The 19700-nt window shown below is 67.4% G+C and carries 15 protein-coding genes; 6 read left to right on the top strand and 9 right to left on the bottom strand.

Going from position 1 to position 19700, the window contains the following annotated elements; genetic code table 11:
- Positions 1-73: 73 nt before the first annotated feature.
- A complete protein-coding gene (locus ACSFCA_RS02045) occupies positions 74-1786 on the top strand; it encodes an acyl-CoA dehydrogenase family protein (RefSeq protein ID WP_435458443.1) in 1713 nt (570 codons plus the stop codon).
- 9 nt (positions 1787-1795) lie between these two features.
- Here the strand turns inward: ACSFCA_RS02045 and ACSFCA_RS02040 are convergent, their stop codons facing one another.
- A complete protein-coding gene (locus ACSFCA_RS02040) occupies positions 1796-3739 on the bottom strand; it encodes a sensor histidine kinase (protein WP_435458442.1) in 1944 nt (647 codons plus the stop codon).
- Positions 3740-3955: 216 nt separating this feature from the next.
- Between ACSFCA_RS02040 and ACSFCA_RS02035 the strand changes: the two genes are divergently transcribed.
- Entirely contained in the window at positions 3956-4624 is a 669-nt protein-coding gene (locus ACSFCA_RS02035) for a hypothetical protein (RefSeq protein ID WP_435458441.1), read from the top strand.
- Between the two features lie 43 nt (positions 4625-4667).
- On the opposite strand, the gene ACSFCA_RS02030 is transcribed toward ACSFCA_RS02035, so the two are convergent.
- The 4 genes from ACSFCA_RS02030 to ACSFCA_RS02015 all read right to left on the bottom strand — a co-directional run bounded on the left by ACSFCA_RS02030 (position 4668) and on the right by ACSFCA_RS02015 (position 8121).
- On the bottom strand, positions 4668-5474 hold the full coding sequence (locus ACSFCA_RS02030; RefSeq protein ID WP_435458440.1) for a PPK2 family polyphosphate kinase: 807 nt from the start codon (positions 5472-5474) through the stop codon (positions 4668-4670).
- Positions 5475-5538: 64 nt separating this feature from the next.
- A complete protein-coding gene (locus tag ACSFCA_RS02025; protein ID WP_435458439.1) occupies positions 5539-5976 on the bottom strand; it encodes an RNA-binding S4 domain-containing protein in 438 nt (145 codons plus the stop codon).
- Positions 5977-5995: 19 nt separating this feature from the next.
- Positions 5996-7441: a sensor histidine kinase gene (locus ACSFCA_RS02020; protein ID WP_435458438.1), complete on the bottom strand. Its 1446-nt coding sequence runs from the start codon at positions 7439-7441 to the stop codon at positions 5996-5998.
- Positions 7438-8121 (bottom strand): response regulator transcription factor, encoded by a 684-nt coding sequence (locus tag ACSFCA_RS02015; protein ID WP_093056424.1) that lies wholly within the window; start codon positions 8119-8121, stop codon positions 7438-7440. Before ACSFCA_RS02015 ends, ACSFCA_RS02020 begins: the two co-directional genes overlap by 4 nt.
- A 136-nt stretch (positions 8122-8257) precedes the next feature.
- On the opposite strand from ACSFCA_RS02015, the gene ACSFCA_RS02010 reads away from it, so the two are divergent.
- The 3 genes from ACSFCA_RS02010 (at position 8258) to ACSFCA_RS02000 (ending at position 11417) form a co-directional block, all read left to right on the top strand.
- Positions 8258-9217: a tripartite tricarboxylate transporter substrate binding protein gene (locus ACSFCA_RS02010; RefSeq protein ID WP_435458437.1), complete on the top strand. Its 960-nt coding sequence runs from the start codon at positions 8258-8260 to the stop codon at positions 9215-9217.
- 138 nt (positions 9218-9355) lie between these two features.
- Complete coding sequence (locus ACSFCA_RS02005; protein WP_435458436.1) at positions 9356-9892, top strand: tripartite tricarboxylate transporter TctB family protein; 537 nt, start codon at positions 9356-9358, stop codon at positions 9890-9892.
- A 1-nt stretch (position 9893) separates the two neighbouring features.
- A complete protein-coding gene (locus ACSFCA_RS02000) occupies positions 9894-11417 on the top strand; it encodes a tripartite tricarboxylate transporter permease (RefSeq protein WP_258354380.1) in 1524 nt (507 codons plus the stop codon).
- A 67-nt stretch (positions 11418-11484) separates the two neighbouring features.
- On the opposite strand, the gene ACSFCA_RS01995 is transcribed toward ACSFCA_RS02000, so the two are convergent.
- Genes ACSFCA_RS01995 through ACSFCA_RS01980 form a run of 4 tightly spaced genes read right to left on the bottom strand, consistent with a single transcriptional unit; the run spans position 11485 to position 18028 of the window.
- Positions 11485-14601: an efflux RND transporter permease subunit gene (locus tag ACSFCA_RS01995; protein WP_435458435.1), complete on the bottom strand. Its 3117-nt coding sequence runs from the start codon at positions 14599-14601 to the stop codon at positions 11485-11487.
- A 21-nt stretch (positions 14602-14622) separates the two neighbouring features.
- On the bottom strand, positions 14623-15831 hold the full coding sequence (locus tag ACSFCA_RS01990) for an efflux RND transporter periplasmic adaptor subunit (protein ID WP_258354382.1): 1209 nt from the start codon (positions 15829-15831) through the stop codon (positions 14623-14625).
- The gene (locus ACSFCA_RS01985) at positions 15828-17324 is read right to left on the bottom strand and encodes an efflux transporter outer membrane subunit (protein WP_435458434.1); all 1497 of its coding nucleotides are present in this window, start codon (positions 17322-17324) and stop codon (positions 15828-15830) included. Before ACSFCA_RS01985 ends, ACSFCA_RS01990 begins: the two co-directional genes overlap by 4 nt.
- Positions 17324-18028, bottom strand: coding sequence for a TetR/AcrR family transcriptional regulator (locus tag ACSFCA_RS01980; RefSeq protein WP_375338453.1), 705 nt, complete (start codon positions 18026-18028; stop codon positions 17324-17326). Before ACSFCA_RS01980 ends, ACSFCA_RS01985 begins: the two co-directional genes overlap by 1 nt.
- A gap of 138 nt (positions 18029-18166) precedes the next feature.
- Here ACSFCA_RS01980 and ACSFCA_RS01975 point away from each other — a divergent pair, with 138 nt between their 5' ends.
- Positions 18167-19693, top strand: a complete 1527-nt coding sequence (locus tag ACSFCA_RS01975) for a sigma-54 interaction domain-containing protein (RefSeq protein ID WP_435458433.1) — start codon at positions 18167-18169, stop codon at positions 19691-19693.
- Positions 19694-19700: the final 7 nt, after the last annotated feature.

Genomic DNA, 19700 nt, shown 5'->3' with positions numbered 1-19700 from the left:
AACGGATTCAGGTTCACGAATCTCGAAGAATGATTCACTATGCCTGCAGCGCGGCGAACTCCTGGAGACCTTCATGAACATGCCCCTCGAAAGTACGGCACTGGCGTTTCAGTTTCCCCTGGCCGATGGCGTCGAGACGCACAGGGTATTCAACCAGGCCAGTGCTTGCACCGGCCACAACGCATTCACAGGTGATGTGGCTCTACGAGAGCTCGTGGAGCGTCATGCGGCCTGGAGCATTCCCGACGCAACGGCGGTCGGCGCATTGGCGGGCAACGAAGAGGTGCAGGACCTTGCACGATTGGCCAACGAACACAGCCCGCAGCTGCGCACGCATGATCGGTTCGGCAATCGCCTGGACTGGGTCGAGTTCCATCCTGCATGGCATCAACTCATGGCCTTGGGGTTCGCGCATGGCGTACCGAGCCTTGCGTGGACAACCAATGAGCCCTCGGGCCACCTTGCGCGTGCGGTGCTGAGCTACCTGTGGAACCAGGTCGAGAACGGCACCGGATGCCCCACCGGCATGGCCTACGCTGCCTGCGCCGGTTTTGCGGGGCGGCCGGAGTTTGCAATGTGGCGGGAGAAGACACTCTCCGGTCGCTACGACCCACGCCGCCTGCCGCTCCCGCAGAAAACGGGCGCCGTGATCGGCTACGCCATGACCGAGAAGCAGGGCGGCTCCGACCTGCGCCAGACACAGACCACGGCCACTTTCGTCGGAACCGAGAACGGCGCCCGCATCTACAACGTGACCGGCCACAAGTGGTTCTTTTCGGTCCCTACCTCCGACGGCTTCTACACGCTGGCTCAAACCAATTCGGGCGTGAGCTGCCTCTTCGTTCCGCGCTTCCTGCCGGACGGCAGTGCCAATCGTGTTGCCGTACAGCGCCTGAAGGACAAGTGCGGAAACCGCTCCAACGCATCGAGCGAGGTCGAGTTCAACAAGACCTGGGCGATGCTGGTCGGCGAAGAGGGGCGCGGCATTCGCGAGATCCTGTCGCATGCACACCTGACCCGCCTCGACTTCGCAGTGGGTTCTGCAGGCCTGATGCGCCAGGCGCTCACGCTGGCGATCAACCACGCATCGACACGCGACGGCTTCGGTCGCCGGATGGCCGACCTGCCCATGCAGACGAATGTGCTGGCGGACCTGGCGCTGGAAAGCGAAGCGGCCATGCTGTCGGCGATGCGTGTCGCACGCGCAACCGACAGCATGGAATCGAATGAACGCGAGCGGCTTCTCGCCCGCGTGGCAACGCCCGTGGTCAAGTACTGGAACTGCCAGCGTGCGACGTACTTCGTCTACGAGGCATTGCAGGTTCACGGCGGCAACGGCTTCATCATGGAGAACCCCATCGCGCGGCTGTATCGCGAGGCGCCGCTCAATTCGATCTGGGAAGGCACGACGAACATGATGTGCATGGACGTGGTTCGCGCGCTCGGCCGCGAGAAGGGTTCGCTCGAAGTCTTTCTGGATGAAGTCTCTCAGCCGGGAGTTGCCAACGCGGCGTATGCGAAGTTCATCGCCGGCCTGCGCGACGATCTTTCTGCGGGTGCCGTCGATGAGGGCAATTCGCGCGCCATCGTGACGCGCATGGCCCTTGCGCTTCAGGCGAGCGAGATGCTCAGGCACAGCGATGGCGCGGTGGCGCAGCGCTTCGTCGAGTCACGCCTGGGCGGCCAGCACGCCGGTGTGATGGGGACTCTGGTCGCGGGGGCGGATCTGCGCGGAATCGTCTCTCGCGCCGATGTGACTGAGGCGGCGCAATCGGCATCTATCTGAGGGCTAGTCTCAAGCCGACTGGCGCTCCCGCTGCAAGGGCAGCCACAACACGAACCGCGTTCCCGTCGGTTTGGATTCCCACTGCACCACGCCTTTGATCGCCTGCGCCCGCCGCCGCTGGTTCTGCAGGCCTCGGCCCCCCGCGGACTGATTGCCCATCACCTTCTGGACGTCGAAGCCCTGGCCGTTGTCCTCGATCGTCACCTGCACGCCCGCGCCTTCAAGCGAGGTGCCCACGCGTATCTCCGTCGCGCGCGTGTGCCTCAGGATGTTCGAGATGCTTTCCTGCACGATGCGCAGGATGTGCAGCGCGCTCGATGGGTCGAGCCAGTCCAGCGCGGGCAGCTCCTGCACTTCCCACCGCAGCGAAACACCGGTGCCTTCAAGCCGCGGTTCCAGCCGGTAGCGCAGCGTGGCCAGCAGCAGCAGCAGGTCGGCCTCGATGGGCTCCAGCGAGTCGAGCGTGAGCTTCAGGTCGTCCAGGCAGCTCTTGAGAATCTGCGAGACCCTGTCGTCGCTCATGCCGCCGCCTTCGACCGAGCGGATGGCGCTGATCAGCGAAGAGCCGAGGCCGTCGTGCATGTCCTGCATCAGGCGCTGGCGTTCGTCGCTGATGGTCTGCAGGCGCTCGACCTCGCGCAGCCGCCGGTGGCTGAGCTCGAGTTCGGCTTCGCGCTTCTGCAGGCGCTGCGCAAGGCTCGCATTGAGCTGCTCGACCTCGCCTATGGCGTGCATGTACCGGCGGTACATCAGCGCGCCGAACACGCTGAAGGTGACGGCGTTGGTGTACGCCCCCAGGTACCAGCCTTCGGGGCTGATGAAGTTGTTCTGCAGCAGCCAGTCGGTCATGCCCAGCAACACGCAGATGCCGATGCCGACCGCGACCAGCCGCCCTTCGGTGGAGCGGCGCCATGCGCTGACGCTACCCACCAGGCAGACCAGGGTGCCCATCAGCGCCGCGACAGCGTAGATCAGCGGCGTTACCTGCGGCGTGTTCTGCACGATGTTCAAGCCGGGCAGGGTGACGAGGCCGATGGTGGTGGTCGCCACGACCACGCCGACGGTCAGCCACTTGAGCTGCAGGCCGTGCAACTGGCGCAGGAAGAAGTGCACCACCATCACCAGCCAGAAGAGCGAGTTGACGGTCAGCCACGCGAACCAGTCATTGGCGACGGGCAGGCTCACGTAGAAGTGAAGTCCCCGCATGAAGGAGGTGGCCGCGAGGTTGAAGAACAGCAGGTAGCCCGTCTCGTCGCGGCGCCTGAACCACACGAACAGGGCGAACACGCCCACGGCCATGAATGCCGCGCCGAGCATCGCGGGCAGCTCCTGCTGCAGCCACTGGCGCATGCCGTAGCGGCCCCTGAGCGCGTCGATGGGGCCGATCCACAGCGACGACAACGCCACCTGGGCATTGCGGGTGTGCTCCAGGCGCAGGAGGATCTCGCTGGGCGGCTTGCTGTCGACGCTGTTGTCCAGCTGGACCCACAGCGGGGTGCGGGTGCTGTTCCACAGCGGGCCCGACTGCTGTGCGCGGTGGACCAGCTGGCCGTCGGCATAGACCGCGATGGTGCCATCGGTCTTGATCCGGATGCCGTACAACGCCAGCGGCCCAGCGTCGGGCGGCAGGCCGCGCGTGGACAGCCGGATCCAGGTGGTGCGCGTCGTCCTGGTGGAGGCGGTCTCCGCCTGGCGCAGCAGCGCGATGGGAAGGGCCAGGGGCAGTTCGACCCGCTTCCAGGTGTCCGGCAGGGCGCCGCTGTCCTGCTTCAGCGGCGGGGTGCTGAAGCCCGAGGCTTCGTCGACCTGCCAGTCGGCGCGCGTCAGGTGCAGCAGCGAGTCGGACTGCTGCAGGCCGGCTGTCCCGCCCAGGAAGGCCCCGATGGCGCCCAGCAGTGCCATCGACAGGACGAGCACCACGTTGGCGAAGAAGGGTGCGGGACGGTAGTTCAAAGGGTGTTCGGATGAATCGCGCGCAAGGCTGACGCGAAGGACATGTAACCTATTTTCTCACTCTGTAACCAAGCGCGTGATGTTTCCCGCCCGATGCCCTTTGAAGCGGTGAGCGTTCCTGGGACAGACGTAGTGCATTCACGACAAATGCGGTTCAAGAGTAACTATATGTATGGTTAAATCCCCGCAACTATCGCGAAGAAGACGAGGGATTGCATGAAGCTGCTGCTGAGCATTGCGTTCGCTGCCGTGGCCCTGGCCGGTTGCGCCAGCGCACCGACTACACCCACCGAGCCCGGAACGGGCAGGGGCACTTCCTATGTGCCCATGGTCGCCATGGAGGGCGTGGACAAGGTCCGCTACGACAACGACGTGGCCGAATGCCGCACGGCGTCGAACCGCATCACGGCGCGCAGCGAAACCGGCGACGCCATGTGGGGCGCGCTGGGCCTGGGCCTGATCACGGTGCACGGACAGGGCATCGTCGCCGCGGCGTCGTACACCGGCATCACGGCGGCCATCATCGACTGGAACGGCCGCCCCGACTCGCAGCTGATTGCCGAGCACCAGCAGATCGCCATCGTGCATTGCATGGCCAAGCGCGGCTATCGCAACCTCGACCCCAACGTGCGCGACTCGTTCTACGGCAACACCTTCGACCCGGGCGTCGTCATGAAGCCGCGCCGCACCGGCGTCGATACGTACAACGTCGAAACGCTGGCCAAGGCCGGCCGCTGCAACCTGCAGCCGCGTGCCGAGCTGACGGCCAAGGGCCCCGGCTACGAAACCTACAACGTGCCTTGCGACAACGGCGGCACCTGGGCGGTGCGCTGCGAGTTCGGCAAGTGCCGCGTGCTGGCGCAGGCGCTGATCCGCCGCTCCTGAGCTTCGATGGGCCCGCGAGGGCCCCTGCCTGCTCAGCTGTCGCTCACTTGACGATCATTCCCTTGAGCGCCGGGTCAGGCGGCGGAGCCTTGAGCTTCATCTGACGCATCGTCTTCACCAGCAGCTGCGCGATCATCACGTTGCGATGCCGCTTGCTGTTGGCAGGCACCACGTACCACGGCGCGTGGTCGGTCGAGGTGGCGCCCAGCGCGTTCTGGTAGGCCTGCTGGTAGGCACTCCACTTGGTGCGCACCTCCAGGTCGTCCATGCTGAACTTCCATTGCTTGCCGGGCGTGTCGATGCGGGCCTGCAGGCGTTCGCGCTGCTCGTCCTTGTCGATGTGCAGCATGCACTTGACCACCACCGTGCCGGTCTCGGTGAGCAGCCTCTCGAAGTCGTTGATCTGCGCGTAGCGGCGTTTTGCCTCGGCCTTGTCGATCCAGCCTTCGACCACGGGTACCAGCACGTCTTCGTAGTGGCTGCGGTTCCACACCATGATCTCGCCGGTGCGCGGCACGACGGCGTGGCAGCGCCAGAGGTAGTCGCGCGCGCGTTCGTCCACGGTCGGCGCCTTGAAGGCCGATACGCGCACGCCCAGCGGCGAGGTGCGCGAGAACACCCAGCGCACGGTGCCGTCCTTGCCGCTGGTGTCCATGCCTTGCAGCACCAGCAGCAGCTTGCGCCGCCCCTCCGCGTGCAGCAGGTCTTGCAGCTCGTCGAGCTCGACGGCCAGCGCATCGACTTCGGCGCGCTGAGAGGCTTCGTCGCCCTCGCAGAAGGGCGTGTCGCCGGGGTCGATGTGCGAGAGCTTGAACTTGCCGTCGACGCGGTATTTCTTGAAGCTGGCCATGAAGCGGGACTCCGTGAAGAACAACGAAGCCGACAGCGTAAGCGATCGACCCGACGGATGGTCGTCAGCGGTCGTCGTCTTCAGGGGGCAGCGAGGCGCTCCAGCGGTTGTCCCAGTCGGCCTGCTGGCGCACTGCGCCATCGAGATCGCGTCGGTCGCGCTTGGTGGGGCGGCCCTGTTCGATGGCCAGTGCCGGTTCGCTGCCCATGCGGCGCAGCTCCCGGAAGGCGGCCTGCGCCGCCACGCTTTCGGCTGTTTCCTCGTAGAGCTGCTGCGCGACCGGTGCCGGTCCGCGCTGGCCGCTGAGGCCGAGCACCTTCACGGTTCGCGTCAGCGGACCCATGCGCATGGCCACGGTGTCGCCGGCCTTGATCTCGCGCGAGGCCTTGGCGACGTCGCCGTTCACCTGCACGCGGTTCTTGCCGATTTCCTCCGCGGCCAGCGAGCGCGTCTTGAAGAAGCGGGCGGCCCAGAGCCATTTGTCGATGCGCAGACGGTCCATGAAGTATCGGAAGTGGATTTCAGGAATTGTGCCGCGAGAGCGGCGCCGACGACAGCGGCAGGCGCACGACGGCGTCGAGTCCGATCACCCGTTCGGCACCGTCCTGTCCGGCCGGCGCAATGCGGTTGTCGAGGCTGATGCGCCCGCCGAGCGCCAGCACGATCTCGCGGCAGATCGCCAGCCCCAGCCCCGAGCCGCTCGACGTGCTGCCGGCGGAGAAGGGCGCGAACAGGCGCTGCCGCAGTTCGGGCGAGATGCCGGGGCCGCTGTCGCGCACCGTGAGCACCGCATCCGCGCCTTCAGAGCGCACCGAGACCGACAGCGCGGCGCCCGCGGGGCTCTGCTTGATCGCGTTGTGCAGCAGGTTGCGCGTGAGCTCCTGCAGCATCCAGTGGTGGGCCTGCACCGGCACGGGCTCGTCGATGGCGAGTTCGAAGTCGAGCGCCTTGTCGGCCACCAGCGGCGACAGGTCGAGTGCGATCTGCCGGGCCACCTCCCCGAGGTCGAGCGTCACCGACTCCGGCTGCTGGCGCAGTTGCTCCACCTTGGCGAGCGACAGCATCTGGTTGGCCAGCGTGGTCGCGCGCTCCACCGTGTGGCTGATTTCGCCCAGCGCCTGCTCGGGCGCCACGTCGCCGCGCTGCGCCGACTGCACCTGCGCCTTCAGCACGGCCAGTGGCGTACGCAGCTGGTGGGCGCTGTCGCGCACGAAGCGCTTCTGGTGGTCCAGCAACTGCTGCAGCCGGCCCATGACCTGCGTGGTGGCGTCGATCAGCGGCCGCAGCTCGCGCGGCGCGTCGGGCGCGTCGATGGGCGAGAGGTCGTCGGCCGGGCGCTTCTCGATGGCTTCGCCCAGCTCGCGTACCGGCCGCGTGGCGCGTTGCACCACGAACACGGTGACCAGCGCGATCACGCCCATCAGCAGCAGCTGGCGCCACAGCATGTCGATGAGCAGCTTGCGCACCAGCGTTTCGCGCAGCTCCAGCGTCTCGGCCACCTGCACCACGGCCATGCCGCGACCGGTTGCGCTTGCCACTGGCTGCAGCAGCACCGCGACGCGCACCGGCTGGTTGCGGAACTGCGCGTCGTAGAAGTCGACCAGCGCCGCATACGCGCTGCGGTCCGGAATGCGGCCGCGCCAGAACGGCAGCTCGGCAAAGCCCGAGATCATTTCACCGTCGAGCGCCGAGACCCGGTAGAACAGCCGGCTGCGGTTGTCGGCCTCGAAGGCCTCGAGCGCGGAGTAGGGCACGATGGCCCGCAGCTGCGCCAGGTCGTCGTAGCCCTCCACGTCGAGCTGTTCGCCGATGGTCTTGGCTGAGGCGAGCAACGTGCGGTCGTAGGCCGTGGTGGCTGCCGCAAGGCTCTGGCGATACAGGCTCACGCTGTTGATCACGATGAACACGGCAATCGGCGCGAGGATGCCGAGCAGCAGCCGCGCGCGAAGCGAAGAGACGCGGGTCATGCCTCGGGGCGCAATAAATAGCCGAGGCCGCGCATGGTCATCAGCACCGCGCCGGTGCCCGCGAGCTTCTTGCGCAGCCGGTACACCACCACCTCGATGGCTTCGTACTGCACCTCGGTCTCGCCGGGAAACACCAGCTCGAACAGGCGCTCCTTGGTCACGGCGTGGCCCGGCTTCATCATCAGTGCCTTCAGCAGCGCCAGCTCGCGCGGCGTGAGTTCGAGCAGTTCGGCGCGGTTGTAGATGGCGCCGTTGTCGGGTTCGAAGCGCAGCCCGCCTATCTCCTGCGGGTTGAGCCCCGCGTCCGGTCCGGCAACGCCGTGGCTGCGCCGGCGCAGCGCGCGGATGCGGGCTTCCAGCTCGTCGAGGTCGAAGGGCTTGGGCAGGTAGTCGTCGGCGCCGGCGTTCAGGCCGACGATGCGGTCGCCGACCGTGCCGCGCGCCGTCAGCAGCAGCACCGGTGTGCGCAGGCCTTCGGCGCGGGCCTGGGCCAGCACCTGCAGGCCATCGAGGTTGGGCAGGCTCAGGTCGAGGGCGACCACGTCGGGCTCGATGGCGCGCCACTGGGCGACGGCTTCGGCCCCGTCGCCGCAGACACGCACGTCGATCCGCCGGCGCCCGAGGGTGCGCTGCAGGGTGATTTGCATCGAGGGGTCGTCTTCGACCAGCAGCAGCTTCATACGTTGGCGGCGAGGGTGCGTACTTTGGTGTTTTCCCCAGTCTGGCGGACAGCCAACTGACAGCGGGGCGGCGCATGATAGCGCTCAGCTAAAAGTCAGCTTCCTTTCAAGTTCCTTCCAATTCCAGGAGACACGCATGCGTCGCGACACCTTTCTGAAGTCTTTGGCCGCACTGGCCGCCGCCGGAGCGCTGCCGCTCTCGGCACGTGCTGCAGCCAACGTCAAGATGATGATCCCCGCCAACCCGGGCGGCGGCTGGGACACCACCGGCCGCGCGCTGGGCAAGGCGCTGAGCGACGCCAAGGTGGCCGACACCGTCACCTACGACAACAAGGGCGGCGCCGCCGGCGCACTGGGCCTGGCCCAGTTCGTGAACGGCTCCAAGGGCGACGCCAACGCGCTGATGGTCATGGGTTCGGTCATGCTGGGCGGCATCATCACCGGCAAGCCGCCGGTCAAGCTCGAGCAGGCCACGCCCATTGCGCGCCTGACCACCGAATACAACGTGTTCGTGCTGCCGGCCAATTCGCCGCTCAAGACCATGAAGGACGTGGTCGACCAGCTCAAGAAGGACCCGGGCAGCGTCAAGTGGGGTGGCGGTTCGCGCGGCTCCACCGAGCACATCGCTGCGGCCATGATCGCGCAGAAGGTGGGCGCCGATCCTTCCAAGATCAACTACGTCGCCTTCCGTGGGGGCGGTGAAGCCACCGCCGCCATCCTGGGCGGCAACGTCACCATCGGCGGCAGCGGCTACAGCGAGTTCGCCGAGTACATCGCCGCCGGCAAGATGAAGGCCATTGCCGTCACCTCCGCGCAGCGCCTGCCGGGCATCAACGTGCCCACGCTGAAGGAGCAGGGCATCGACGTCGAAATCGGCAACTGGCGCGGCGTGTACGGCGCCCCCGGCATCTCGGCCGAGCAGCGCAAGGCGCTGACCGACATGGTGCTGGCCGCCATGAAGAGCGCGTCGTGGGCCGAGTCACTCAAGAAGAACGACTGGACGCCGGCCGTGCTGTCGGGCGAAGCTTTTGCCAAGTTCGTCGACGACGACTTCGCCAGCCTGCGCGCCATCATGACGAAATCCGGCATGGTCTGAAATTAGCTCGCCCCCAGGCTGCGCGCACTTCGTGTCGCTACGCCAACCCCCTACCGGGGGCAACACCTGCGGCCCGGCAAAGCCGGTTCCGCGGTGTTTCTGGAAGGGGCACCCGTACTCCCACTCCAGGACAAAAAAATGACAACTCCAGAATCCTCGGCCCCTGCGCAACCCGCGGCCACGTGGCCGCAAACCCTGGTCGGTGTCGGCGTGCTGCTGACCGGCCTGGCGCTGGCCTTCGGCGCGATCGGCATTTCTTCCGAAGCCGGCTACGGCGGCGTCGGCCCCAACTTCCTGCCCTGGCTGGTGTCCGTGGTGCTCGTGCTGTGCGGCGGATGGATCCTGTGGGAGGCACGCACCGGCGGCTTCCGCGAGCTCGACGCACCCACGGGCGCGGAGCATGCCTACTGGCCCGGCTTCGTCTGGGTGTCGGCGGGGCTGCTGCTCAACGCGGCGCTCATCACCACGCTCGGCTTCATCGTGAGCTGCACGCTGTGCTATCTGCTGGCCGTGCAGGGCCTGCGCCGCGCTAGCGGGCAGGGCGGCGTCAATTCGCTGCGCACCTGGCTCATCGACATCCTCACCGGCGCGCTGATCTCGGCCCCGGTGTTCTGGATGTTCACGCAATTCCTGGCCATCAACCTGCCTGGCCTCACTTCCACCGGGTGGTTCTGACATGGAAATCTTCAACGCACTCATGGCGGGTTTCGCCGCGGCGATCACCCCCTACAACTTGTTCTGCTGCCTGCTCGGCTGTGCCCTGGGCACGGCCGTGGGCGTGCTGCCCGGCATCGGCCCGGCCGTGGCGGTGGCCATGCTGCTGCCGATCACCGGCAAGGTCGACATCACGGCCTCGATGATCTTCTTCTCGGGCATCTACTACGGCGCCATGTACGGCGGCTCGACCACCTCCATCCTGCTGAACACGCCCGGCGAAACCGCCAGCATGGTGACGGCGATGGAGGGCAACAAGATGGCCAAGAGCGGAAGGGCGGGCGCGGCACTCGCCACGGCCGCCATCGGCTCTTTCGTGGCCGGCACCATTGCCACCGTCATCGTCACGCTGTTCGCGCCCTTCGTGGCCGAGTTTGCGGTCAAGCTCGGCCCGCCCGAGTACTTCCTGCTGATGCTGCTGGCCTTCACCACCGTGAGCGCTGTGCTCGGCAAGAGCACGCTGCGCGGCATGACGGCGCTGTTCGTCGGTCTGGCGGCCGGCTGCGTCGGGCTCGACCAGATCTCGGGCCAGGGCCGCTACACCGGTGGCGTGCCCGAGCTGCTCGATGGCATCGAGATCGTGCTGGTGGCTGTGGGCCTGTTCGCCGTGGCCGAAGTGCTGTACGCCGTGCTTTACGAAGGCAAGGTGGTCGAGGGCCAGAACAAGCTCAGCCGCGTGCACATGACCAAGCGCGACTGGAGGCGTTCCATTCCCGCCTGGCTGCGCGGCACTGCCATCGGCACGCCCTTCGGCTGCATTCCGGCCGGCGGCACCGAGATTCCGACCTTCCTGAGCTATGCGATGGAAAAGAAGCTCGCCAAGGACAAGGACGCCAAGGCCGAGTTCGGCACCACCGGTGCCATCGAAGGCGTGGCCGGCCCCGAGGCTGCCAACAACGCCACGGTGACGGCCGCGCTGATCCCGCTGCTCACGCTCGGCATTCCCACGTCGAACACCACCGCCATCCTGCTGGGCGCGTTCCAGAACTACGGCATCCAGCCGGGCCCGCAGCTGTTCACCACCTCGGCCGCGCTGGTGTGGGCGCTGATCGCCTCGCTCTACATCGGCAACGTCATGCTGCTGGTGTTGAACCTGCCGATGGTCGGCCTGTGGGTCAAGCTGCTGAAGATTCCGAAGCCGCAGCTCTACGCCGGCATCCTGATCTTCGCGACGGTGGGTGCCTACGGCATGCGCCAGAGCGGGTTCGACCTGTTCCTGCTGTACGCCATCGGCCTGCTGGGCGTGGTGATGCGCCGTTTCGACTTTCCGACCGCACCCGTGGTGGTCGGCATGATCCTCGGCCCGCTCGCCGAAGCGCAGCTGCGCAACGCCATGTCGATCGGCGAGGGCAGCGCAGTGGTGTTCTTCCAGCGTCCGATGTCGATTGCGCTGGTCGTCATCGTCGTGGCTGTGCTGGTGCTTCCTCGCCTGGCCAAGCGCATGAGCGAACGCAAGCTGAAGCGGCTGGCACAGCTGGACGCCTGACGCTCCTCGGGGCTCGAAAAAAAAGCTGCGGCATTGCCGCAGCTTTTTTTATTTCCGCCAGGGCGGCTTATCGCCCCGCCGCAGGCGTCTCGACCAGGTCGTCGTCGATATGCGGGTCCGCCGGCTGCCCGCGCAGCTTGCGCACGGTGCGCCGGATCCAGTGCTCGATGTCGTCCACGTAGGTGAACACGGCCGGCACCACCAGCAGGCTCAGCACCGTCGAGGTGATCAGCCCCCCGATCACCGCCATCGCCATCGGCGAACGGAAGCTCGAGTCGGCCGCGCCGAAACCGACCGCGATCGGCAGCATGCCCGCGCCCATGGCGAGCGTAGTCATGATGATGGGCCGCGCGCGCTTGTGGCAGGCGTCGCGCAGTGCGTCCCAGCGGCTCATGCCGTGGTCGCGGCGCGCGACGATGGCGTACTCCACCAGAAGAATCGAGTTCTTGGTGGCAATGCCCATCAGCATGATGAGCCCGATCAGCGAGGGCATCGACAGCGCCTTCTGCCCGATCAGCAGCCCCACGAATGCACCGCCCAGGGCCAGCGGCAGCGCGCACAAGATGGTCACCGGGTGCAGGAAGTCCTTGAACAGCAGCACAAGCACGATGTAGATGCACAGCACGCCCGTCAGCATGGCAAGGCCGAAGCTGGCGAACAGCTCGGTCATGACTTCCGCGTCGCCTATCTCGGCAATGCGCACGCCCGGTGGCAGGTTCACGATCGACGGCAGCTTCGTCACCGCGTCCTTGGCGTCGCCCAGGCCCACGCCCGACAGCTCGATCTCGAAGTTCACGTTGCGTGAGCGGTCGTAGCGGTCGATGACGGCCGGGCCGCCTTCCATGGTGAGCGAAGCCACCTGGTTCAGCATGACCGGCCCGCGCGTGCCCGGCACGGCCAGGCGTCCGAGCAGGTCGATGTCTTTTCGCGCCGAGTCTTCCAGCTTCACCACGATAGGCACCTGCCGCTGCGCGAGGTTGAGCTTGGCCAGCGACTGGTCGTAGTCGCCCAGCGTGGCCACGCGCAACGTCTCGGCGATGGCGGAGCTGGTCACGCCCAGGTCGGCTGCGCGCGCGAAGTCGGGGCGCACGGCAATTTCGGGACGGATCAGGCTCGCGGTGGAAGTGATGTTGCCCAGGCCGGGAATGGTGCGCAGGTCTTTTTCGACCGCGCTGGCGGCGCTGGCCAGCGCCACCGGGTCTTCGCCGGTCAGCGCCAGGATGTACTTCTCGCCCGAGCCGCCCAGGCCCACGGTGCTGCGCACGCCGGGCAGCGTTTCGAGCGCGGCGCGGATCTGGTTCTCGATCACCTGCTTGCGCGGCCGGTCGCCGCGCTCATCGAGCTTGATGGTGAGCGTTGCCTTGCGCGTCTCGGGCGTGCCGAAGTTCGCGAACGGGTCGCCGCCCGCGCTGCCGCCGGCCACCGTGGTGTAGACGCTGCGCACATGGTTGATCTGCATCACGCGGTTGCGGGTTTCCTCGGCGGCCGCGGTGGTTTGCGCCAGCGTGGAGCCGGGTGCGAGCGAAAGGTAGATCTGCGTCTGCGAGTTGTCGTCCGGCGGAATGAAGCCGGTCTTGAGCAGCGGGATCATCGCCAGCGAGCCGAAGAAGAAGAGGGTGGCCAGCACCATCGTCTTGAAGCGGTTGTGCGTGCTCCACGTCACCGCGCGCATGTACCAGCGCAGCCAGCCCGGCTCCTTTTCGGCCGTGACCACCGGCTTGAGCATGTAGGCCGCCATCATCGGCGTGAGCACTCGCGCGACCACCAGCGAGGCGAACACCGCGAGCGATGCTGTCCATCCGAACTGCTTGAAGAACTTGCCGGCCACACCGCTCATGAAGGCCGTGGGCAGGAACACCGCGATCAGCGTGAAGGTTGTGGCGATCACGGCCAGGCCGATTTCATCCGCCGCTTCCATCGCCGCCTGGTAGGGCGACTTGCCCATGCGCAGGTGGCGCACGATGTTCTCGACCTCCACGATCGCATCGTCGACCAATATGCCGACCACCAGCGACAGCGCGAGCAGCGAGATCACGTTGACCGAGAAGCCCAGCAGGTGCATGCCGATGAACGCCGGAATCACCGACATCGGCAGTGCAATCGCCGAGACGAAGGTGGCGCGCCAGTCGCGCAGGAACAGCCACACCACGATCACCGCGAGGATGGCGCCTTCGTACAGCAGGTGCAGCGAACCGTTGTATTCCTCTTCCACCGGGTCGACGAAGTTGAAGGCTTCGGTCAGCTCGATGTCGGGGCGCTGCGCGCGCATGTCGGCCAGCGCCTTCATCACCGCGTGGCCCACTTCGACCTCGCTGGCGCCGCGGCTGCGCGCCACCTCGAAGCCCACCACCGGCTTGCCGTTGAGCAGCGCGGCCGCGCGCGGCTCGGCGATGGTGTCGCTCACGCGCGCTACCTGGTCGAGGCGGATGCGCCGGCCGTCGGTCAGCACGATCTGCATGTCAGCGAGCTGGTCGGCCGACTTCACGGTGGCCATGGTGCGCACCGGCTGTTCGCTGCCGCCCAGGTCGAAGCGGCCGCCCGCGCTTTCGGTCTGCACCTGGCGCAACTGGCGCGAGATGTCGGCCGCCGAGGCGCCCAGCGCCTGCAGCTTGCTCGGGTCGAGGTCGATGTGCACCTGGCGCGTGACGCCGCCCACGCGGTTCACCGCACCCACGCCCGGCAGCGCGAGCAGCTTCTTGGTGACGTCGTTGTCGACGAACCAGCTCAGCGCCTCTGCGTCCATCGCCGACGATGCAATGGTGAAGGCCAGCACCGGCTGGGCCGCGAAGTCGAGCTTGGTGACGACCGGGTCGCGCACGTCGGCCGGCAAGTCGGCGCGCACGCGCTGCACCGCGGAGCGCACGTCGTCCACGGCTTCCTGCACCGGCTTCTCGAGGCGGAATTCGACGATCAGCGTGGCAGCGCCGTCCTGCACCTTGGTGGTGATGTGCTTCAGGCCCTGCACCGTGGCAATGGAGTTCTCGAGCTTGCGCGCGACGTCGGTCTCAAGCTGCGAAGGCGCGGCGCCGGGCAGCGACGCCGAGACCGTCACGGTCGGCAGGTCGATGTCCGGAAAGTTCTGCACCTTCATCGCGTTGAACGACAGCAACCCACCGAAGGTGAGCAGCACGAACAGCATCACCGCCGGAATCGGGTTGCGTATGGACCAGGCGGAAACGTTCATGGGCGTGTTCCTTTGAATTGCTTACTTGGCCGCGGCAGCGGAGGCGGCTGACCTGGCCGGCTGCGCCGCGGTTGCGGGCACTGGTACGGGCGCATCCACCACGCGCACCAGGTCGCCGTCGTTGAGGAAGCCCGCGCCTTGCACGATCACCTGGGCACCGTCGGGCAGCGCGCTGGTGATCTCGATGCGGTCGTTCAGGCGCCGGCCGATCTGCACCTTCAGCTGCGTCACCTTGTTGTCGGGCTTGAGCAAAAAGACGTTGTTGAAGCCGTCGCGCGGCACGATGGAGGCCTGCGGCACCGTCGGCGCCGTGCTGCGGCCCAGTTCGAAGTCGCCGCGCGCGAACATGCCGGCCTTGATGCCGGTGTTCTGCTGCACGTTGGGCAGATCGACGTACACCAGCGCAGCGCGCGTCTGCGGATCGACCGTGGGCGCGATGCTGCGCACCTTGCCGCGCACCTGCGCACCGCTGGCGCTGACCACAAAGGCCGTGGTGCCGACCGCGACGCGGCTGAGTTCGGCCGAGGTCACTTCGGCGCGCCATTCGAGCCGACCCTGGCGGATCAGGCGGAACAGCTCGGTGCCGGCCGACACCACGCTGCCCACCGTGGCTGTGCGCGCGGAGATCACGCCGTCGTCGGGCGCCAGCACCTGCGTATTGCGACCGCGTACCTGCTGCGCAGCCAGCACCGCTTCAGCTGCCTCGACGCGTGCCTTGGCGGTCTGCTCGGTGGTCTGGTACTGGTTGATCTGCTGCTGGCTCAGTGCGCCCGTGGCCTGCAGCGTACGGGCGCGTGCGGCATTGCCGGCGGCGTCGGCCGCGGTGGCGCGAGCTTCGGCCAGAGAGGCGCGCGATTGGGCGATATCGGCCTGCACCGTCTCGGGCGAGAACACCGCGAGTACCTGGCCCTTCTTGACCAGGTCGCCCACGTTCACGCGCACTTCGGCCAGCTTCAGGCCGTTGGACTCGGAGCCGACCACGGCCTCCTGCCAGGCGGCCACGTTGCCGTTGGCTGCGAGCGTGAGCATCAGCTCGGTGGCTTCAGGCTTGGCGACGGTGACGGTCAGCGCGGGCTTGGGCGAGTGGGCGCCGTCCTTGGTCTTGGCTGCTGCGGCAGGATCGGCCGACTTGTCCGACGGCTTGCCGCGCGTCATGAAGAAGATCGCCGCGATGACGACGACCAGCGCAATCAGCGCGATGACGAGGGTGGAACGCTTCATTGATTTCATGGCGACGTCGCGACCTTGGTGGCCGGGGTGGAGGTCAGTGAGGACGATTCGGAAGATGGGGCCGAGGCCGACTGGCGATTCCAGCCGCCACCCATCGAGCGGTACAGCGCAACCCATGCCTCGGTGCGCTCGCGCTGCAGCGTGACGCGCGCGGTCTGCGCGGTGAACAGCGTGCGGCGCGAGTCTTCCAGCTCGAACAGGCTCGCGAGGCCGCTGCTGTAGCGGGCCTGCGTGGCGTCGAAGGAGGCCTGGTAGTTCTTCACCGCGGCATCGGCGTCGGTGGTGCGGGCGTCGGTGGCGTCGAGGTTGACCAGCGCTTCCTCGACTTCGCGCACCGCCTGCCGCACGTTGGAGCGGTAGAGCGACACGGCTTCGGCGTAGCGCGCCTTGGCGGCATCGATGTTCGCCTTGCGCGAGCCGCCGTCGAGCAGCGGCACGGTCAGCGAGATCGGGCCCACTGTCCAGGTTTCGAGCGACTGGCGCAGACCATCGACGCGGTACTGCGTGCGCCCGATGGAGCCCGACACCGTGAGCTTGGGGTAGCGCTCGGCCTCGGCCGAGCCCACGTCGGCGCTGGCCGAGGCCACGCCGAGTTCGGCCGAGTACACATCGGGCCGCTGCGAGATCGCCTCGGCCGGCACGCTGGCGATGCTGCCCACGACCGGCAGCGCACGCTGGGCGGGCGAGGCGGCGAGCTTCTGCTCGAGCGTGGTTTCGTCGATGCCGCTGAGCGCCACCAGCGCCTTGCGCTGCACCGCGCACTGGGCACGCTGCTGCGTGAGCCGGCCCGAGGCATCGGAGGCGCTGGCGCGTGCCAGCGCGGCATCGGCCGGCGCGGTGAAGCCGGCCTTTGCGGAGAGGTCGTTGAGCCGTGCGGTTTCCGAGCGCGAACGCGCGTCCGCTTCGGACACGCGCAGCTGCTGCTGGCAGGCGCGCTCGGAAAAATAGGCGTTGGCGGTTTCGGCTGCCACCGCCACGCGGGCGTCGTGCCACTTGGCGTTGGCGCTGTTCTGCTTGGCTTCGGCGGAGTCGTGGTCGGCGCGCAGGCGGCCGAACAGATCGACTTCCCACTTCGACTGCAGGCCGGCCTGCAGCGTGGTGATTGGCGTGCTGGCCGAGAGGCTGCTGCTCGAACTGCTGCTGGAAGAAAAGCCCGAGGTGCCGCGGCTGGCCGATGCCGTGCCGTCCAGGCTCGGCAGCAGCGCGGCGCCGGCCTGCACGCGCGTGGAGCGCGCCTCGGCCACGCGCGCCGCGGCGCTGGCGACGTTGGGGCTCGCGGCTTCGGCGGCGGCGATCAGCTCGACCAGCAGCGGATCGTCGAGCTGGCGCCACCAGTCGGCCAGCGACGCGAGCGAGCCGCCGTGGGGCAGGGGGGCGTGCCATTGCGCGGGGATCGGTGCTTCCACCTGCGCCGGCGGGCGCGTCAGCGAACAACCTGCGAGGCCGATGCCCAGGCAGAGGGCTGTCATCAGTTTCAGTCGGAGTCTTCTCATCATTTCTTCAGCTTTCTCTCGGCGCGGCGGCGGGCCGCTTCGGCCTCCACCAGCGCCAGCGCATAGCCCGTGAGGCGATCGGCCCAGGTGTCGATGGCGCGCGGCGTGCGCAGCAGCGATGGGCGGATGGCCTCGATGAAATCCTGGCTCACGTAGAGCTGCATCGACAGCCCGGTGATCGCGAAGGTCAGGCGGTGGATGTCGTCGTCGGCCCGCTCCACCTTCAGGTGGCGGCACAGCAGGTCGGCAATGGCGCGGTGCGGGCCCTTGATGTCGCGCTCCAGCTCCTCGGCCCAGCGGCTGGTCGGCTCCAGCATCTCGCGCATGTGCAGCTGGATGCATTGCCGCACGATCTCGCCCTGCTTGAGCGGGTCGATCATGGACACCATGCACAGGCGCAGCGTGGTTTCGAGCGACTGCCCGGGTGCATTGCAGACGGCGATCAGGTCGCTGGAGTCGCCGCCCATCGGCTCGCTGAAGGTGGCCGCGTACAGCCCCTCCTTGTCGCCGAAGTAGTAGCTGATGGCCGAGATGTTGACTTCGGCCTCGCGGGCGATCTCGCGCGTGGAGGTCTTGGCAAACCCCTTTTGCGCGAACAGCCGCAGCGCGGTGTGGAGCAGCCTGTGGCGTGCCTCGGCGCCATCGCTGCGCGGTGCGCGGCGCGGGGCCTGGGTGATCGGGTCTCTCGCGTTCATGCCCGGCATTACACCATGCATGAAATCAAACGATTGATTTACTTAAGGCTTGCTGAAGGGTTTTGTCCGCGGGCCGGATCCTGAGCATTTCCTGAAGGCATTTGATGCCCGGTTTGTTGCGGTTTGATGCGCGCTACGATTCGCGCCATGCCCGCCGCTCCCACCGCACCGCCCACATTGCCCCTCGATGCCGAAGGGATCCTCGCGCTGGCCGCGCGCTCGATGTTTCATTTGTTTTCAAGCATCAGCCAGGGCATGTTCCTCGTGGACAGCAGCGGGCGCATCGTGTGGGTGAATGAAGGCTACCGGCGCTTCCTGCCGGCGCTGGGCTTTTCTTCCATCGACCAGTTCATGGGGCACATGGTGGAAGACGTGATTCCCAACACCCAGATGCGGCGCGTGCTCGAGACCGGCGAGCCGATATTGATCGACCTGCTCACCAACAAGGCCGGCACCTTCGTGGTCAGCCGCATCCCGCTGCGCGAAGAGCGCGAGGGTGGCGAAGGGGGAATGGGTGAGGTGATCGGCGCCATCGGCATCGTGCTGTTCGACCAGCCCGAGACCACGCTGCAGCCGCTCATCAGCAAGTTCGCGCTGCTGCAGCGCGACCTCGACGATGCGCGGCGCGAACTCGCGAGCCAGCGCAACAACCCGCTCTATCAGCATGCGCCCGACGGTCAGCGCCGCTCCAAGTACACCTTCGCGAGCTTCATCGGCAGCAGCCCGGCGGCGGTGGAGGTGAAGCGGCATGCGCGGCGCGCGGCGCAATCGGCCGGTCCGGTGCTGCTGCTGGGTGAAACGGGCACCGGCAAGGAACTGCTGGCGCATGCGATTCATGCGTCGTCTGCGCGCGCGAAGGGGCAGTTTGTCAGCGTCAACATCGCGGCCGTGCCCGACACGCTGCTCGAAGCCGAGTTCTTCGGCTTCGCGCCCGGCGCCTTCACCGGCGCCGACCGCAAGGGCCGCGAAGGCAAGTTCAAGCTGGCCGACGGCGGCAGCCTGTTCCTCGACGAGATCGGCGACATGCCGCTGGGCCTGCAGGCCAAGCTGCTGCGTGCGCTGCAGGAAGGCGAGATCGAGCCGCTGGGCTCCAACAAGCTCGTGCCCTTCGACGCGCGCGTGATCGCCGCCACCTCGCGCGACCTGCCCGAGCTGGTGCGGCGCGGGCAGTTCCGCGAAGACCTTTACTACCGCCTCAACGTGCTGCCGCTGCGCGTGCCGCCATTGCGCGAGCGGCGCGCGGATATTCCCGCGCTGGTCGAGGCACTGGGTGAAGACATGGCGCTGCGCAGCGGCGAGGCGCCGCCCGAGCTCACGCCCGACGCGCTCGCGCTGCTCGCGGGCCAGCACTGGCGCGGCAACATCCGCGAGCTGCGCAACGTGCTGGAGCAGGTGACCATGCGCAGCGACTCGCAGCGCATCGACGCCGTGCAGCTCGAACGCATCCTGCGCGAAGCCGGGCTGGACCAGATTGCGCCGCCTGACGCCATGCGGTTGTCAGGCGACGAAGAGGGAGCGCTGCTGCGGCCGCTGGCCCAGCAGATTGCAGAGCTGGAGCACAAGGCCATTGCCGCCGCGCTCGCGAGCACGGGCGGCAACAAGCTCGCCACCTCGCGGCTGCTCGGCATTTCGCGCGCTACGCTGTATGAGCGCATGACGAATCCGGGTCGCTGAAGAAGCG

Origin of the sequence: Variovorax multivorans (genome assembly GCF_051216835.1) — a bacterium.
In the GTDB taxonomy this organism is placed as follows: Bacteria; Pseudomonadota; Gammaproteobacteria; order Burkholderiales; family Burkholderiaceae_C; genus Variovorax.
This window is presented reverse-complemented; position numbering and strand designations above follow the sequence as displayed.

Coding starts and splice junctions, on each gene's coding strand:
- ACSFCA_RS02045 (WP_435458443.1), top strand. CDS start 74: ATGAACATGCCCCTCGAAAGTACGGCACTGGCGTTTCAGTTTCCCCTG.
- ACSFCA_RS02035 (WP_435458441.1), top strand. CDS start 3,956: ATGAAGCTGCTGCTGAGCATTGCGTTCGCTGCCGTGGCCCTGGCCGGT.
- ACSFCA_RS02030 (WP_435458440.1), bottom strand. CDS start 5,474: ATGGCCAGCTTCAAGAAATACCGCGTCGACGGCAAGTTCAAGCTCTCG.
- ACSFCA_RS02025 (WP_435458439.1), bottom strand. CDS start 5,976: ATGGACCGTCTGCGCATCGACAAATGGCTCTGGGCCGCCCGCTTCTTC.
- ACSFCA_RS02020 (WP_435458438.1), bottom strand. CDS start 7,441: ATGACCCGCGTCTCTTCGCTTCGCGCGCGGCTGCTGCTCGGCATCCTC.
- ACSFCA_RS02015 (WP_093056424.1), bottom strand. CDS start 8,121: ATGAAGCTGCTGCTGGTCGAAGACGACCCCTCGATGCAAATCACCCTG.
- ACSFCA_RS02010 (WP_435458437.1), top strand. CDS start 8,258: ATGCGTCGCGACACCTTTCTGAAGTCTTTGGCCGCACTGGCCGCCGCC.
- ACSFCA_RS02005 (WP_435458436.1), top strand. CDS start 9,356: ATGACAACTCCAGAATCCTCGGCCCCTGCGCAACCCGCGGCCACGTGG.
- ACSFCA_RS02000 (WP_258354380.1), top strand. CDS start 9,894: ATGGAAATCTTCAACGCACTCATGGCGGGTTTCGCCGCGGCGATCACC.
- ACSFCA_RS01995 (WP_435458435.1), bottom strand. CDS start 14,601: ATGAACGTTTCCGCCTGGTCCATACGCAACCCGATTCCGGCGGTGATG.
- ACSFCA_RS01990 (WP_258354382.1), bottom strand. CDS start 15,831: ATGAAATCAATGAAGCGTTCCACCCTCGTCATCGCGCTGATTGCGCTG.
- ACSFCA_RS01985 (WP_435458434.1), bottom strand. CDS start 17,324: ATGAGAAGACTCCGACTGAAACTGATGACAGCCCTCTGCCTGGGCATC.
- ACSFCA_RS01980 (WP_375338453.1), bottom strand. CDS start 18,028: ATGCCGGGCATGAACGCGAGAGACCCGATCACCCAGGCCCCGCGCCGC.
- ACSFCA_RS01975 (WP_435458433.1), top strand. CDS start 18,167: ATGCCCGCCGCTCCCACCGCACCGCCCACATTGCCCCTCGATGCCGAA.